The following is a 15,949-nucleotide window of genomic DNA, read 5'->3' on the forward strand; positions in this document are numbered from 1 at the left end:
TTTGTCTTGCAATATTAGAATAATTACAATATACCAGAATCCCACAAGCCCAGTAAATACGGGGGAAAATAAAAAAACTGCAATCCGCAAGGATTACAGTAAACCTGCGGAAGAAGAGACTTGAACTCTCACAGGATAAACTCCCACTAGAACCTGAATCTAGCGCGTCTGCCATTCCGCCACTTCCGCTCGACACATGATATAATAGCATAGAACACCTGCCTTTGTAAACCCCTAATTTTATCTTCTTTGTAAAAAGAGGTTACTGTATTTTTCTATTTTATCTTGACAAAGGAGAACAATGTGATATATACTTTGATAATCAAAATATTTTAAAACAAAGATATTTGGAGCTAAAATCAAAGACCCCGCAGCAAGCTGACGGGGCATCAAACTTGCAGCGCAGCAAGCTGCGGGGTTTTTGACCCTCGCGGCAGTTGTCAAATAGAAATGCAGGAATTTCCGTTTGGCTCGTTGCTCGCAGGAATAAAACATGGAGACATAATATGGTTGGAAAGATATGTGGAACCGGTTCATATGTGCCGGCTCATTTTCTGGATAATGACGATTTAGCAAAGATTGTAGATACAAATGATGAATGGATCCGGGAACGGACAGGAGTTGTCAGAAGGCACGTAATAGAGGAGGAGACGGTAGTGTCCATGGCGGTGGCCGCCTCACGAAGAGCTCTGGAAAACAGCGGTATTGCCCCTGCAGAGTTGGATCTCATTCTGGTTTCTACTTTTAGTTCTGAGACAGTACTGCCCTGTGCTGCCTGTGAAGTACAGAGGGAAATCGGTGCAGTGAATGCTACCGCATTTGACTTGAATGCTGCCTGTACGGGATTCGTATTTGCCTACAATACTGCCCAGGCTTATATTGCTTCCGGTATGTGCCAGACCGTACTGGTGATAGGCTCCGAGAGTTTATCTAACCTGCTCAACTGGAGAGACAGAAGTACCTGCATCCTTTTTGGCGACGGAGCCGGAGCCACAGTGCTTAAGTCGGAGGAGGGGGTTTTGTACCGGCCGGTGACTCACTCGGACGGAAACAGGGGGAATGCTCTTACCTGTATGAGCAGACACCGCAAAGACTGGCTTCCCGGGGAGGAGGATCTGGATTCCTATATGAAGATGGACGGCCGGGAAGTATTTAAGTTTGCGGTGAGACAGGTGCCGGAGGTAATCCTGGAGGTCTTGAAAGAGGCGGACATATCATTAAATGAGGTTAATTATTTTATCCTCCACCAGGCAAACAAAAGAATTATTGAAGGGGTGGCAAGACGGCTGGAACAGGATATTGACAAATTCCCCATGAATCTGGATGAATATGGGAACACATCTTCGGCCAGTATCCCCCTCTTATTGGATGAGATGAACCATAAGGGGATGTTGAAGACGGGGCAAAAGCTGGTAATAGCGGGCTTCGGCGGGGGGCTTTCCTGGGGAGCGGCCTGCCTTGAGTGGTAAGAAAAGTAAGTAATTCCCGGTTTTGCCGGATTACATAAAAAGTAACTGTTCAGAGCCAAACTTGAAAACCTGCGGTTTTCTTACTGTTTGCTTTGAGCATTCACAAAAAATAAGAAGGGAAATTTAAAATTATGTTAGAAAAAGTAAAAGAAATTGTAGCAGAGTCATTGGGAGCAGATATTGATACACTTACAGAGGCAACTTCGTTCAAAGAAGATCTGGCGGCAGATTCACTGGATTTGTTTGAAGTGGTTATGGCATTTGAGGAAGAATTTGGCGTGGAGATTCCCTCGGAAGATCTGGAGCAGATTGCTACGATCGGGGATGTTATAAAATATCTGGAAAGCCATAAATAATAGTAACAGAGAGGTTGTTCGTATGAAGACAAAAGTAACCGAAATTTTAGAAATTGAATATCCAATTATCCAAGGTGGAATGGCATGGGTTGCTGAATATCATCTTGCAGCCGCCGTATCAGAAGCAGGCGGGCTTGGGCTGATAGGAGCAGCGAGTGCCCCTGCCGATTGGGTACGTGAACAGATCAGGTCAGCGAAAAAGCTGACAGGGAAACCCTTTGGCGTAAACATTATGCTGATGAGTCCTTATGCAGATGAGGTTGCAAAAATTATAGTTGAGGAAGACGTAAAGGTGGTAACTACCGGTGCGGGTTCTCCGGAAAAATATATGAAGCTGTGGAAAGAAGCAGGAGTGAAAGTGATTCCAGTTGTTGCTTCTGTGGCACTTGCAAAACGCATGGAGCGCTGCGGTGCGGATGCCCTTGTGGCGGAAGGCGCAGAGGCCGGGGGACATATTGGTGAGAACACAACCTTATGTTTGGTACCCCAGATTGTGGATGCGGTAAATGTTCCGGTTATAGCGGCAGGAGGCATTGCCGACGGCAGAGGAATTGCAGCGGCCTTTATGCTTGGCGCGCAGGCTGTACAGATGGGAACTCATTTTGTGGTTACGAAAGAATCTATGGTTCATGAAAATTATAAGCAGTGTATTCTGAAAGCGAGAGATATCGACTCTCGAGTGACTGGTCGTTCCACAGGACACCCGGTGCGTGCACTGCGCAATCAGATGACAAAAATCTATCTTCAGAAAGAACAGGAGGGCGTCGGCTTTGAGGAGCTGGAGCTTCTGACACTGGGAGGACTGCGGAAAGCCGTTGTAGAGGGTGACGTTGTAAATGGCAGCGTGATGGCAGGGCAGATAGCCGGAATGGTGAAGGAAGAATTAACCTGTCAGGATTTGATTCAGAAGCTGGTAAGTGAAACGGACAGTCTGATTGGAGGAAAAGGATTCTATGAGTAAGACTGCATTTATGTTTCCCGGCCAGGGCACCCAAAAAGCTGGGATGGGAAAGGATTTCTATGAAAACAGTCAGACGGCAGCGGGGATTTTTGATAGCGCTTCTAAACTGTTGGATATAGATATGAAAGCACTATGCTTTGAGAAAAATGATTTGCTGGACCAGACAGAGTATACCCAGGCTGCACTTGTTACAACCTGCCTGGCAATAACAGCGGTTCTGAAGGAAAAGGGCCTTAAACCGGATGTGACGGCGGGATTAAGCTTGGGTGAATACTGTGCCGTAGCTGTGAGCAAAGGAATGAGTACAGATGATGCTGTCCGGGCGGTCAGACAGCGGGGAATTCTGATGCAGACGGCAGTTCCCGGCGGACAGGGCTCTATGGCGGCGGTACTCGGCATGGATGCTCAACGGATTGAGTCCGTACTCGCCGGTATAGGCGGCGTAAGCATTGCTAATTATAATTGCCCGGGGCAGATTGTGATCACCGGATGGAAGGAGAGCGTAGAGCACGCCTCGGAGGCTTTGATGGAAGCAGGTGCAAAGAGGGTGCTGCCTTTAAATGTAAGCGGGCCTTTTCACTCCCCTCTTCTAAAGGAGGCAGGGAGAAAATTGGGAGCAGTTTTAGAATCCATAGAACTGCACAGTCTACAGATTCCTTATGTTACAAATGTGACTGCAGGGTATGTAGATGATGTCAGAGAAATAAAGCCGCTGCTTGAAAAGCAGGTAACATCTTCTGTGCTCTGGCAGCAGAGCATGGAGAATATGATAAAAGACGGGGTGGAGGTCTTCGTGGAAGTGGGACCCGGAAAAACCCTTGCGGGATTTATGAGAAAGATTAACAGAGATGTAAAAGTTTACAATGTGGAAACCTGGAGAGATGTAGATAAGGTGGTTGGTGAATTATGTTAGAAGGAAAAGTGGCAGTTGTCACAGGGGCCTCCCGGGGGATTGGGAAGGCTGTCGCACTGAAGCTGGCAAAAGATGGCGCTGCCATTGCAATTAATTACAATGGATCCCGGGAAAAGGCGGATGAGGTGAAGACAGAAATTGAACAGGGAGGAGGAAAGGCGGAAATATTCCAGTGTGATGTTTCCAACTTTCACGCCTGTGAAAACTTCCTGGGAGAAGTCATTAAGAAGTTTGGCCGGATTGATATTCTTGTCAACAATGCAGGAATAACCAGGGACGGTTTGCTGATGAGAATGTCTGAGGAGGATTTTGACGCTGTTTTGAATACGAACTTGAAAGGTACGTTTCATTGTATCCGTTTTGCTGCCAGACAGATGATAAAGCAGAGGAGCGGACGGATTATCAACCTCTCTTCTGTATCGGGAGTCGTGGGAAATGCAGGGCAGGCCAATTATTCGGCTTCTAAAGCAGGGGTCATCGGGCTTACAAAATCTGCTGCCAGAGAGCTGTCATCCAGAGGTGTGACTGTGAATGCAGTTGCACCGGGATTTATTTGCACAGAGATGACAGATGTGCTTCCCGAGAAGACTAAGGAGGAAGCTGCAGCAGGAATTCCCCTGGGACATTTCGGCAAGCCGGAGGATATCGCGGAGGCGGTTGCATTTTTGGCTTCGGAAGAGGCTGGTTATATCACAGGCCAGGTGCTGTGTGTAGACGGCGGAATGGCAATGTAAAAAAGTAATATAGGAGATGAATATGAAAAGACGAGTTGTAGTAACCGGAATGGGAGCAGTGACTCCAATCGGTAATTCAATAGAGGAATTCTGGAGCGGGATCCGTGAGGGCAAAGTCGGTATTGGACCGATTACCAGATTTAACGCATCTGAATATAAAGTACAGATTGCGGCAGAAGTAAAAGACTTTGTGGCAAAAGAGCGCATGGATTTTAAATCAGCAAAGCGCATGGAGCCATTTTCCCAATATGCGGTTGCTGCAGCGAAGGAAGCGTTTTCGGATGCGGGAGTCGATATGATGCAGGAGGATCCTTACCGGGCCGGTGTGATTGTGGGTTCCGGAATCGGGAGCCTTCAGGTGATAGAGGAAAATTATACAAAAATTGTGGAGAAGGGTCCCAGCAGGGTAAATCCATTGATGGTTCCACTGATGATATCTAATATGGCTGCCGGGAATGTATCTATCCAGCTTGGGCTAAAAGGAAAGTGTTCAAATGTGGTAACGGCTTGTGCTTCAGGAACCAACTGTATCGGGGATGCATTTCGTGCAATCCAGTATGACGACGCGGATATTATGGTGGCTGGCGGAACAGAAAGTGCTATTTGTCCCACTGGAATTGCAGGGTTTTCGGGATTGACCGCACTTTCCACATGCCCGGACCCTATGCGGGCATCCATACCGTTTGATAAGGATAGAGATGGGTTTGTGCTCGGCGAGGGTGCCGGAATCGTTGTGCTGGAGGAGTTGGAACATGCAGAAGCCAGAGGGGCACGTATTTATGCAGAGCTGGTCGGATATGGGTCTACAGGGGATGCATATCACATCACATCACCTGAGGAGAGTGGTGAAGGAGCACAAAAGGCTATGGAGCTGGCTATAAAGGAGGCCGGGATATCACCGGAACAGGTAGATTATATCAATGCACACGGAACAAGTACTCAGAAAAATGATCTGTTTGAGACAAGAGCAATTAAGCAGGCCTTGGGAAGCGCAGCTAAAGATGTGGTCGTAAACTCTACCAAGTCTATGATAGGCCACCTCCTGGGTGCGGCAGGGGGCGTTGAATTTGTTGTGTGCGTAAAGAGTATTCAGGATGGATACATCCACCAAACCATGGGAACTAAAGAGATCGGTGAGGGATGTGATTTGAACTATGCAGTAGGTGCACCGGTAGAAAAAGAAATAAACTATGTGCTTACCAACTCTCTCGGTTTCGGCGGACACAATGCAACCTTATTAGTAAAAAAGTATGAAGGATAGGGGAGAGCCATGAAAACAGAGCAAATATTAGAACTGATAGAAGCAGTCTCTGACTCAGCATTGACAGAATTTAAATATGAAGAAGGCGGTGTAAAACTTTCCCTGAAAAAAGCAACAGATTTTTCAGAAACGTCCGCAGTGCCAGTATCGCAAAGCAAGCCTGTTTTGGCGGGGATCTCGGAAATTTCGAAAGCAGAGGCAGTTGTGTCTCCCGGAAAGGAAGAAGAGACCAGAGCTGTTGAAGGAAATATAGTAAAATCCCCACTGATCGGAACCTTCTACACAGCCCCCTCTGAAGATGCTCCCGCCTTTGTAAATATAGGGGACGATGTTAAAGAAGGGCAGGTACTCGCCATCGTAGAGGCTATGAAACTAATGAATGAAATAGAAAGTGACTTTGCCGGAACGATAACAGATATATTGGTGGAAAACGGTGACGCAGTAGAATATGGGCAGCCATTATTTGTTATTAAATAGACAATCATGAAAAAGGGGACTGTCCCCTTTTTAAGAAAGCAGGTTGAAAATGAATAGATTGGATATAAAGCAAATTCAGGAGATTATCCCTCACAGACACCCTTTTCTTCTGGTTGATTATATTGAAGATTACGAGCCGGGACAGTATGCGGTGGGATACAAATGTGTGACATACAGAGAAGATTTTTTTAAAGGACATTTTCCGGAACATCCTGTCATGCCAGGCGTCCTGACAGTGGAGGCGCTGGCCCAGGTAGGAGCGGTCGCTATCTTAAGTGAGGAAAAAAATAAAGGGAAGACTGCTTATTTTGGCGGTATCCAGAAATGCAAATTTAGAGGAATGGTGATTCCGGGGGACAAAATTAAGCTGGAAACAAAAATTATCAAAAGCAAAGGGCCTGTCGGTATCGGCCAGGCGGCTGCCTCCGTGGACGGTAAAGTTGTAGTCAGTGCAGAACTAACATTTATTGTCGGGGATTAAGGAGATGTACAGGGTATGATTGAAAAAGTATTGATTGCAAACCGGGGGGAAATCGCTGTGCGTATTATCCGTGCCTGCAGAGAAATGGGTATAGAGACGGTCGCCGTTTATTCAGAGGCAGACCGGGAGGCCTTGCATACACAACTTGCGGATGAGGCAATCTGTATTGGCCCGGCATCCTCATCAGAGAGCTATCTGAACATGGAGCATATTATAAGCGCTACACTGGTATCCGGTGCGGATGCCATTCATCCGGGATTTGGATTTTTGTCGGAGAACAGCAGATTTGCAGAATTATGTGAGCAGTGCAATATTACATTTATCGGCCCCGATTCCAGTGTAATCCGTAAAATGGGGAACAAACAGGAAGCCAGGAATACTATGGTGGCTGCAGGTGTACCTGTTATTCCAGGCAGCCAGGAGCCCATTTTCGATGCAAAAAAAGGTGCTGCAGCAGCTGAAATAATTGGATATCCTGTCATTGTAAAGGCAGCTCTTGGAGGCGGGGGAAAAGGAATGCGTGTAGCTGAAACCTCCGGAGAATTTGAAAGCAGCTTCAATACAGCTCAAAAAGAAGCACAGATGGCCTTCGGAGACGGCACAATGTATATTGAACATTTTGTTCGGCATCCAAGACACATAGAATTCCAGATTCTTGCGGACAAACACGGCAATGTGGTACACCTTGGAGAGCGGGACTGCTCTATTCAGAGAAACCACCAGAAAATGATAGAGGAATCCCCATCTATAGCACTCTCTCCCGAAATGCGGAGAAAAATGGGAGAGGCTGCCGTAAAAGCAGCAAAAGCTGCCAACTATTCGAGTGCCGGGACCATAGAATTTCTTCTGGAAAAAAACGGTGAATTTTACTTTATGGAGATGAATACGAGGATTCAAGTGGAGCATCCGGTGACAGAGTGGGTGACGGGGATTGATTTGATTAAAGAGCAAATCCGCATAGCGGATGGAGAAGTGTTAAATTATACCCAGGACGATATTAAAATAACCGGCCACGCCATAGAGTGCCGTATCAATGCTGAGAATCCGAAAAAAAACTTCCGTCCGTCCCCCGGAACTATTACGGATATGTATCTTCCCGGCGGAAAGGGAGTGCGCATCGATTCTGCTATTTACAGTGGATATACAGTAACACCTTATTACGATTCTATGCTTGCCAAATTGATCGTACACGCGGGAAATCGTGAGGAAGCAATTCAGAAAATGCAGAGTGCACTTGGGGAGATTATCATAGAAGGCATAGAGACAAATGTAGATTACCAGTATGAGATACTACATCACCCTGACTTTGAATCGGGAGATATAGACATAGAATTTATAGAAAAATTGTAAGAATAGTCTGAAAACGGGGCTCAAAAGGGTCTGACCCCTTTGGGAGGTGAGGAGCTGTCGTATGAAGTTACAGAATATGTTTAAGAAGACAAGAAAAAAGAATTACATCTCTCTAAGAGATTCTAAACCGGAAGTTCCAGATGGACTTCTCAGCAAATGTAATAAATGTGGCTCGCCTATTATGACGGAGGATGTGAAAAATGGTTTTTACATCTGCCCGAAATGCCGCGGTTATTTTCGTATCCAAGCCTGCCGGCGGATTGAGATGCTGGAGGATGAGGGCTCCTTTGAGGAATGGGACAAAGGACTTACCACGGCAAATCCTTTAAATTTTAAAGGATATGAAGAAAAAATACAGGCATTGCAAAAGAAAACGGGGTTGGAGGAGGCCATCGTCACAGGAAAGATTAAAGTTAACGGCCTGGATACTGTAATCGGTGTGTGTGACGGCCGCTTCATGATGGCAAGCATGGGAGAGGTCGTGGGTGAAAAAATCACTCTTGCCGTAGAGCGCGCAACTAAGGAACAGCTTCCCGTTATATTGTTCGCCTGCTCGGGGGGAGCAAGAATGCAGGAAGGAATTGTATCCTTGATGCAGATGGCGAAGACTTCCGCCGCATTGAAACGCCATAGTGATGCAGGACTTCTTTACATCTCCGTTCTGACGGATCCTACAACAGGCGGGGTTACTGCAAGCTTTGCAATGCTGGGTGATATTATTCTGGCAGAGCCGAATGCTCTCATTGGATTTGCAGGACCACGGGTCATAGAACAGACAATCGGTGAAAAGCTGCCCAAAGGATTTCAGCGCTCCGAGTTTTTACTGGAACATGGTTTTATTGATAAAATTGTAGAACGCGAGAATATGAAAGAGACTCTATCACAGATACTGAGGCTGCACAGTAAGGATACAGCTCCGGAGAATGTGAAGGTCAATTTTGCAGAAGTTTCTAAAGAAATGGCAAAGGAAGCTTCTTCTATGAGCGCTTGGGACCGGGTCTTAGTTTCCCGGAGAAAAGACCGTCCTGTGGCAGATGATTATATTGAAAGATTATTTGAGGAATTTATGGAATTCCATGGAGACCGCTATTTTAAAGATGATAAAGCGATTATAGGGGGCACGGCATATTTCCACGGTCGTCCGGTAACTGTCATTGCACAGGCAAAGGGCAGAACCACTAAAGAAAATATAGAGCGAAATTTCGGCATGCCGTCCCCTGAAGGATATAGGAAGGCCCTTCGTCTGATGAAGCAGGCGGAGAAGTTTGGACGCCCTGTTATATGTCTTGTAGATACACCGGGTGCATTCTGCGGTCTAGAGGCTGAACAAAGAGGGCAGGGTGAGGCCATTGCAAGAAATATATTTGAAATGTCAGGTTTAAGGGTGCCGGTGATTTCTGTAGTAATCGGAGAAGGCGGCAGCGGCGGTGCCTTGGCCATGGCAGTTGCCGATGAGGTATGGATGCTGGAAAACTCTGTGTACTCTGTACTCTCTCCGGAAGGATTTGCAAGTATCCTGTGGAAGGACAGCAAAAGGGCAGGCGAGGCAGCTGAAGTAATGCGCCTGACAGCCGGCGATTTACTGAAATTGGAAGTAATAGAAAAGGTAATTGCGGAGCCGGAGAACTATACGCGGGAAAATCTTGATAAAGTCTGCGGTCAGCTGGAAATTTTTTTAAGTGATTTTCTAAAAGTGTATACAAGCTTTTCTATAGATGAGCTTGTAGAAAAACGCTATCAGAGGTTTCGGAGAATATAGAGGTAAGGAGAATTTTTTAATATGAATCCATTTAAAGTAGGAGAAAAAATAACCAGGGTTCCTCTGATTCAGGGAGGGATGGGGGTCGGAATTAGTCTTGGAAATCTGGCAGGCTCTGTAGCGGCAGAAGGTGGTGTCGGAATTATCTCCACTGCCCAGATTGGATTCAGGGAACCGGATTTTGAAAAGAATCCTGTCAAAGCAAACGAAAGGGCCATTCAAAAAGAAATGGATAAAGCTCGGAAAATCTCTCCTGAAGGAATTATCGGGTACAATATCATGACAGCTCTTAAAGAATTTAAGAATCATGTTGCCGCAGCTGTGAAAGCCGGTGCTGACGTTATTATTTCGGGGGCGGGGCTGCCAACAGAACTTCCCAGACTGACAGAAGGGAGCAGCACGCAGATTGCACCCATCGTATCTACTGAGAAATCGGCAAAGGTTATCTTAAAATATTGGGACAGAAAATACCAGAGAACGGCTGACCTGGTTGTCATTGAAGGGCCAAAGGCCGGAGGGCACTTAGGTTTTAAGAAAGATGAACTGCAGTACTACTCGCCGGAAGTGTACGATGAAGAGGTTAGAAAGATTATAAAAATTATCCGGGGATACGAAACAAAGTATCAGAAAAAGATTCCGGTTATTCTTGCAGGGGGAATTTATGACAGTGACGATGTGAAACATGCCGCTGGGCTGGGGGCGGACGGAGTGCAGGTGGCAACGCGGTTTGTTACGACGAAAGAATGTGATGCCCCCGCAGAATATAAAGGTGCATATTTGAAGGCAGAAAAAGAAGACATCGTAATTGTAAAAAGCCCCGTGGGCATGCCGGGACGCGCAATCTTGAATCCGTTTATAAAACGTGTTATGCTAGGAGAAAAGATACCCCATACACCATGTCATGGCTGTCTTGCGAAGTGTAGTCCGAATGATATCCCCTATTGTATTACGGACAGTCTGATAAATGCCGCGAAGGGCAAGGTGGACCAGGCACTATTGTTCTGCGGAGCCGATGCATATAAGGCTAAGCGTATAGAGACGGTAAAGGAAGTAGTAGATTCTCTGTTTGATAACAAATAGTGTTTTGACCATGTCTTGACAGTAGAAGAGGAATCAGAAAAAGGAGCACCGCATCCGTGAATGCATATGAGACGATTAACGACATCCTCGTTCATTTATTTAATGAAATCTGGGAGCTGGAAGAAAAAGCTATTATCACTGAGGAATTTAAGGATATCAGCAACAATGACATGCACATCATAGAAGCTGTCGGACTTGGAAGCGATAGTACGATGTCTATGGTAGCCAGGAAACTCGGCATTACTGCCGGGTCTCTTACTACGTCTGTCAACAGCCTTGTGAACAAAAAATATTTAGTGCGTGAAAGAAGCGAGTCTGACCGACGTGTAGTCTATGTCCGGCTTACAGAGAAGGGGAGGAAAGCATTTTTTCATCATAAGGACTATCACATGCAGATGACAGACGCTGTAGTCAAAAGCCTGGATGCAGATGAAATACCGGTGCTTCTGAAAACATTGAACAGCTTGTCAGAGTTTTTCCGCGGCTACGAGACCAAAAAGTAAATCTTTAACGGGCACTTTGACGTTTGGAAAAAAGTGGAGTACAATACGGTTTATAACAGAGGTTGAAGGAGAAGGGTAAAGAGATGACAAGACTAGAGCAGCAGCTTGAATTTATCAGAGAGATTGACAAGGTAAAGAATATTTACAGGCAGACTTATCTGGCGGATGGGCAGCGGAAAGAAAATGATGCAGAGCATTCCTGGCATATTGCATTGATGGCGGTTCTTCTGAAAGAGTACGTACCAGGGGTGGATTTGACGAAAGTAATAATCATGGTGCTGATCCACGATCTGGTTGAAATTGATGCAGGGGATACATATGCCTACGATTCTGCCGGAGCAGAGACGAAAAGGGAGAGAGAAGTTCAGGCAGCCGAACGGATTTTTGGTATCCTCCCAAAAGACCAGGAAAAACTTTTCCGCGATTTGTGGGAAGAGTTTGAGGAATATAAAAGTACAGAGGCAAAGTATGCTCATCTGCTGGATAATTTTCAGCCTTTGCTGCTCAACGATGCAGCAGATGGCATAAGCTGGGCAGAACATGGGGTGAAGAAGTCGCAAATCTATAAGAGGAATGAAAAAATAGAGGAGACTTCGGAAGATATCTGGAAGTGCATGAAAGACATTGTGGACAAACACATCCAAAAAGGAAATGTGCAGGACTGCTAGTACGCTATTTTACTGAAAGTTAATCAGACAGCACACTAGTGTACTGAGACAGTAAATGAAACAAAACGGTTTATCGGTATGAGAGATGGGGGCATCGGAATGTATGAAAAAGAGATAGAGCAGCTGCAGGAAATTATTGATGAAAGTAAAAATATCGTGTTTTTTGGAGGAGCGGGAGTATCGACGGAGAGCAACATTCCTGATTTCAGGAGCGCAGAAGGCATTTATCATCAAGCATATAAATATTCCCCTGAACAGGTAGTGAGCCACAGCTTTTTTATGCAGCATCCTGAAGCCTTTTACGACTTCTACAAAGAAAAAATGATGGTACTGGATGCAAAGCCGAATTCTGCCCATTTAAAATTGGCAGAACTTGAAAAAGCCGGCAAGCTGAAAGCTGTCATCACCCAAAATATTGATGGTCTTCACCAGGCTGCCGGGAGCGAAAAAGTGTATGAGCTTCACGGGAGCATTCATCGAAATTATTGCATGAAATGCCATAAATTTTATAGCGCGCAATACGTAAAAGATGCGCCCGGAGTTCCCTACTGTAAATGCGGCGGCGTTATTAAACCAGATATCGTTCTGTACGAAGAAGGTCTGGATCCGGAAACCATAGAGGGAGCTGTACAGGCGATTGCCAATGCAGACACCCTGATAATCGGCGGCACATCGCTGGTTGTCTATCCGGCAGCAGGCTTTATCGACTACTTTCATGGAAAGCATTTAGTAGTGATTAACAAGTCCGAAACAGCCAGAACTGTCTGGGCAGAATTAAATATTCCAGGCCCTATCGGAGAAGTGTTGGGAAGAATAAAAGGGGTCTGACCCTTTTGCGCTCCGTTTTCTCAATTGTTTCAAACAATTGAGAATTCGGCATCCAAAAGGGTCAGACCCCTTTTAACATTTTTCCCAGCGGCCGGATGCTCCGCAGGGGAGTACCAGTTTGTTACTGCTCACAGGAAGTCCGATTTCCTGTGAATCCACGGTTCCGCCCCATGCCTTTAGCTCTGTAGAGAGCATGTAGGTCAGGACTGCAGGTGCCAGGCCTGTGGTATATGAGTTGATGAGGAAGAAGATAGCATCCTTTGACAGGATCTGGGTACAAAGCTTGATTAAAGGATGGATCATATCTTCAATTTTCCATATTTCGCCTTTGGGCCCTCTTCCGTAGGAAGGGGGATCCATTATGATTGCATCATAAGTATTGCCGCGGCGGTGTTCTCTTTCAACGAACTTCACACAATCGTCCACCAGCCAGCGGACAGGGGTGTCTCCCAACCCAGATGAAGACGCATTCTCCTTTGCCCAAGTGACCATACCCTTGGATGCATCTACATGGGTAACTTGGGCACCGGCAGCAGCAGCGGCAAGCGTGGCACCGCCTGTATAAGCAAACAGATTCAATACTTTCACAGGATGTCCGGCTCCCTTGATTTTCCTGGAAAACCAATCCCAATTCACAGCCTGTTCAGGAAAAAGACCGGTATGCTTAAAGCTGAATGGTTTCAGGTTAAATGTGAGATTCTTATAATGAATTTGCCACTGTTGGGGCAGATTAAAAAATTCCCATTCTCCTCCGCCCTTTTTGCTGCGGTGGTAATGTCCATTTGGCTGATTCCAGCTCTTATTTGTCCGCGGGGTATCCCAGATAACCTGGGGATCGGGGCGCACCAGAAAAAAATCCCCCCAGCGTTCCAGCTTCTCACCTCTTGAACAATCTATGACCTCATAATCTTTCCATTCATCTGCAATCCACATATATGTTATCCTTTCTTTGAGTTCCGCCTGCATAAAAATAAAAATCAGCAGAAAACTACACATATCATCTCATAAATACCTTTTTTTTTCAACCGAGAGTTAGAGCATCGACACAATTTGGATAACAGTTTGGCCATATCAATTCTCAGCAGCATATGTATACGAAAGCAAACTTCCGCCTGCCTACGCTGCCGAAAATCCGCATAACTGAACTATTACAAATTCGACTTTACTGAATCATAAATCAGTGATAGAATACATCTATAAGGCGATCTCGCCATAGTCAAAGACCCCGCAGCAGTCGCCAAATGGAAATGCAAGCATTTCCCCTTGGCTTGTTGCTCGCGGGAATAAATGTGCAGCAAATAACAGAAATGGCGAATCAAATTGTAAAACAATTCAGAAAACGGGCCTCAAAAGGGTCAGACCCCGTTTTAAAGTGAAAGGAGAAACAGATATGATTACAGTAAATGCTATGGGAGATGCCTGCCCAATTCCGGTAGTGAAGACGAAAAAGGCAATGCAGGCGATGACAGAGCCGGATACTTTGGAGGTGCTTGTAGATAATGAGATTGCGGTACAGAATGTGACAAAGATGGCAAAAAGTTCCGGCGGTGATGTGACTTCTGAGAAGCTTGGCGAAAAGGAGTTTAAGATAGTTATCAAGATGAGCCAGGTTATGTCTGAGCTTAAAGCACAAGAGAAAGAGGAGGACGTGGATTGTATGCCGGACAGGAGAAAAGATACGATAGTTGTTATTTCCTCTGACAGAATGGGAAGCGGTAACGATGAGCTGGGGAAGGTACTGATAAAGGGCTTTATTTTTGCGGTAACACAGCTTGATGAGCTCCCTAAGGCAATACTTTTTTATAATGGCGGTGCACGCCTGACTTCTGAAGGTTCAGATTCTCTGGAGGATTTGAAGGGACTGGAAGCCCAGGGGGTAGAGATTATGACCTGTGGGACATGCCTGGATTATTACGGACTGAAAGAAAAGCTTCGGGTGGGCTCAGTAACCAATATGTACAGTATTGTAGAAACAATGAATAATGCAGGAAAAATTATTCGTCCATAGCAGGGTGAAGCAGACTGGAAAGAAAGGTGGATATAGCATGAAAACAGGCAAGGAAATACGTCTGACTCAGATGGCAAAAACAGCCGGATGAGCGGCTAAAATAGGTCCTGAGACCCTTGCCCAGGTTCTGGGTAAGCTGCCTAAATTCCAGGATGAGAATCTCATGGTTGGAATTGAAACATCAGATGACGCGGCAATCTACAAGGTTACGGAGGACATCGCAATGATTCAGACCGTGGACTTTTTCACTCCGGTCGTAGATGATCCTTATACGTTTGGCCAGATTGCGGCGGCAAATGCCCTGAGTGATGTCTATGCGATGGGCGGGGAGCCGAAGGTTGCCTTAAATATTGTCGGCTTTCCAAACTGCCTGGACCCGGAGATTTTGGGTGAAATACTAAAAGGCGGAGCGGATAAAGTAAAGGAAGCCGGTGCAGTTCTGGTGGGAGGACACTCTGTTCAGGATGATGAACCGAAATATGGGCTAAGCGTATCTGGTTTTGTGCATCCGGATAAAATATTCAAAAATTACGGATGCAGACCGGGGGATGTGCTCATATTAACGAAACAGATCGGGAGCGGCATCATCAATACGGCGGTAAAAGCCGAGATGGCTTCTGCATTGGCCGAGAGGGAGTCCGCCATAGTTATGGCTTCCCTGAATAAAAAGGCCAAAGAGGCGCTGGAGTCTTACCCTGTCAATGCATGTACGGACATTACCGGTTTCGGGCTTCTGGGTCATTGTATGGAGATGGCTTCCGCAAGTGATGTGACAATGGAAATCTATGTCCATGACGTTGCATATATGAAGGAAGCAGCAGATTATGCAAAAATGGGCCTGGTGCCGGCTGGCACGTACAAAAATAGAGAGCACAGTATAGAGCTGGTAGATGCAGGAAATGTGGATGAATATTATTTAGACTTGTTATATGATCCGCAGACTTCCGGCGGACTCTTGTTTAGCCTGCCGGAAAAATATTTATCGGAAGCTTTAGCAGATTTAAAAGAAAAAAAACTTGATACGGAAGTTTCGGTTATCGGGAGAGTTACAGAAAAGAAAGAAAAATTTATCTGCCTATGCCCATAATGTGAGGCTGACGG

The 15,949-nt window shown here is 45.8% G+C and carries 17 protein-coding genes and 1 tRNA gene; 16 read left to right on the top strand and 2 right to left on the bottom strand.

The window, feature by feature from the left end; all coding sequences use genetic code 11:
- Positions 1–105 precede the first annotated feature (105 nt).
- Positions 106–189 (bottom strand) — tRNA-Leu (locus EDD59_RS09235).
- A gap of 317 nt (positions 190–506) precedes the next feature.
- On the opposite strand from EDD59_RS09235, the gene EDD59_RS09240 reads away from it, so the two are divergent.
- The 14 genes from EDD59_RS09240 (at position 507) to EDD59_RS09305 (ending at position 12,840) form a co-directional block, all read left to right on the top strand.
- Positions 507–1,469 (top strand): beta-ketoacyl-ACP synthase III, encoded by a 963-nt coding sequence (locus tag EDD59_RS09240; protein WP_132381207.1) that lies wholly within the window; start codon positions 507–509, stop codon positions 1,467–1,469.
- 131 nt (positions 1,470–1,600) lie between these two features.
- Positions 1,601–1,825 (top strand): acyl carrier protein, encoded by a 225-nt coding sequence (locus EDD59_RS09245; RefSeq protein ID WP_132381210.1) that lies wholly within the window; start codon positions 1,601–1,603, stop codon positions 1,823–1,825.
- 22 nt (positions 1,826–1,847) lie between these two features.
- Positions 1,848–2,786 carry an enoyl-[acyl-carrier-protein] reductase FabK gene (gene fabK, locus EDD59_RS09250; protein ID WP_132381212.1) on the top strand — a complete coding sequence of 313 codons (939 nt, stop codon included), beginning with the start codon at positions 1,848–1,850 and terminating at the stop codon, positions 2,784–2,786.
- On the top strand, positions 2,779–3,699 hold the full coding sequence (fabD, locus tag EDD59_RS09255) for an ACP S-malonyltransferase (protein WP_132381214.1): 921 nt from the start codon (positions 2,779–2,781) through the stop codon (positions 3,697–3,699). The genes fabK and fabD overlap by 8 nt, the downstream gene beginning before the upstream one ends.
- On the top strand, positions 3,693–4,433 hold the full coding sequence (gene fabG, locus EDD59_RS09260; protein WP_132381216.1) for a 3-oxoacyl-[acyl-carrier-protein] reductase: 741 nt from the start codon (positions 3,693–3,695) through the stop codon (positions 4,431–4,433). Before fabD ends, fabG begins: the two co-directional genes overlap by 7 nt.
- A 22-nt stretch (positions 4,434–4,455) precedes the next feature.
- Positions 4,456–5,694: a beta-ketoacyl-ACP synthase II gene (gene fabF / locus EDD59_RS09265; RefSeq protein ID WP_132381218.1), complete on the top strand. Its 1,239-nt coding sequence runs from the start codon at positions 4,456–4,458 to the stop codon at positions 5,692–5,694.
- A 9-nt stretch (positions 5,695–5,703) separates the two neighbouring features.
- Positions 5,704–6,171 carry an acetyl-CoA carboxylase biotin carboxyl carrier protein gene (accB, locus tag EDD59_RS09270; protein WP_132381220.1) on the top strand — a complete coding sequence of 156 codons (468 nt, stop codon included), beginning with the start codon at positions 5,704–5,706 and terminating at the stop codon, positions 6,169–6,171.
- Between the two features lie 49 nt (positions 6,172–6,220).
- Positions 6,221–6,652, top strand: a complete 432-nt coding sequence (gene fabZ / locus EDD59_RS09275; RefSeq protein WP_132381222.1) for a 3-hydroxyacyl-ACP dehydratase FabZ — start codon at positions 6,221–6,223, stop codon at positions 6,650–6,652.
- Between the two features lie 15 nt (positions 6,653–6,667).
- Positions 6,668–8,002, top strand: coding sequence for an acetyl-CoA carboxylase biotin carboxylase subunit (locus tag EDD59_RS09280; protein WP_132381224.1), 1,335 nt, complete (start codon positions 6,668–6,670; stop codon positions 8,000–8,002).
- A gap of 61 nt (positions 8,003–8,063) precedes the next feature.
- Complete coding sequence (locus EDD59_RS09285; protein WP_132381226.1) at positions 8,064–9,761, top strand: acetyl-CoA carboxylase carboxyltransferase subunit alpha; 1,698 nt, start codon at positions 8,064–8,066, stop codon at positions 9,759–9,761.
- 21 nt (positions 9,762–9,782) lie between these two features.
- The gene (locus EDD59_RS09290) at positions 9,783–10,841 is read left to right on the top strand and encodes an NAD(P)H-dependent flavin oxidoreductase (protein ID WP_132381228.1); all 1,059 of its coding nucleotides are present in this window, start codon (positions 9,783–9,785) and stop codon (positions 10,839–10,841) included.
- Between the two features lie 56 nt (positions 10,842–10,897).
- Positions 10,898–11,344 (top strand): MarR family winged helix-turn-helix transcriptional regulator, encoded by a 447-nt coding sequence (locus tag EDD59_RS09295; RefSeq protein ID WP_132381230.1) that lies wholly within the window; start codon positions 10,898–10,900, stop codon positions 11,342–11,344.
- A gap of 83 nt (positions 11,345–11,427) precedes the next feature.
- Positions 11,428–12,012, top strand: a complete 585-nt coding sequence (locus EDD59_RS09300; RefSeq protein ID WP_132381232.1) for an HD domain-containing protein — start codon at positions 11,428–11,430, stop codon at positions 12,010–12,012.
- Positions 12,013–12,111: 99 nt separating this feature from the next.
- Positions 12,112–12,840 (top strand): NAD-dependent protein deacylase, encoded by a 729-nt coding sequence (locus tag EDD59_RS09305; RefSeq protein ID WP_132381350.1) that lies wholly within the window; start codon positions 12,112–12,114, stop codon positions 12,838–12,840.
- A gap of 72 nt (positions 12,841–12,912) precedes the next feature.
- Here the strand turns inward: EDD59_RS09305 and EDD59_RS09310 are convergent, their stop codons facing one another.
- Positions 12,913–13,773, bottom strand: a complete 861-nt coding sequence (locus EDD59_RS09310; RefSeq protein ID WP_132381234.1) for a class I SAM-dependent methyltransferase — start codon at positions 13,771–13,773, stop codon at positions 12,913–12,915.
- Positions 13,774–14,230: 457 nt separating this feature from the next.
- On the opposite strand from EDD59_RS09310, the gene yedF reads away from it, so the two are divergent.
- Positions 14,231–14,848, top strand: a complete 618-nt coding sequence (gene yedF / locus EDD59_RS09315) for a sulfurtransferase-like selenium metabolism protein YedF (RefSeq protein ID WP_132381236.1) — start codon at positions 14,231–14,233, stop codon at positions 14,846–14,848.
- Positions 14,849–14,885: 37 nt separating this feature from the next.
- The gene (gene selD, locus EDD59_RS09320; protein WP_132381238.1) at positions 14,886–15,935 is read left to right on the top strand and encodes a selenide, water dikinase SelD; all 1,050 of its coding nucleotides are present in this window, start codon (positions 14,886–14,888) and stop codon (positions 15,933–15,935) included.
- The last annotated feature ends 14 nt before the right edge of the window (positions 15,936–15,949 follow it).

This window comes from Muricomes intestini (assembly GCF_004346165.1).
Lineage (GTDB): Bacteria > Bacillota > Clostridia > Lachnospirales > Lachnospiraceae > Muricomes > Muricomes intestini.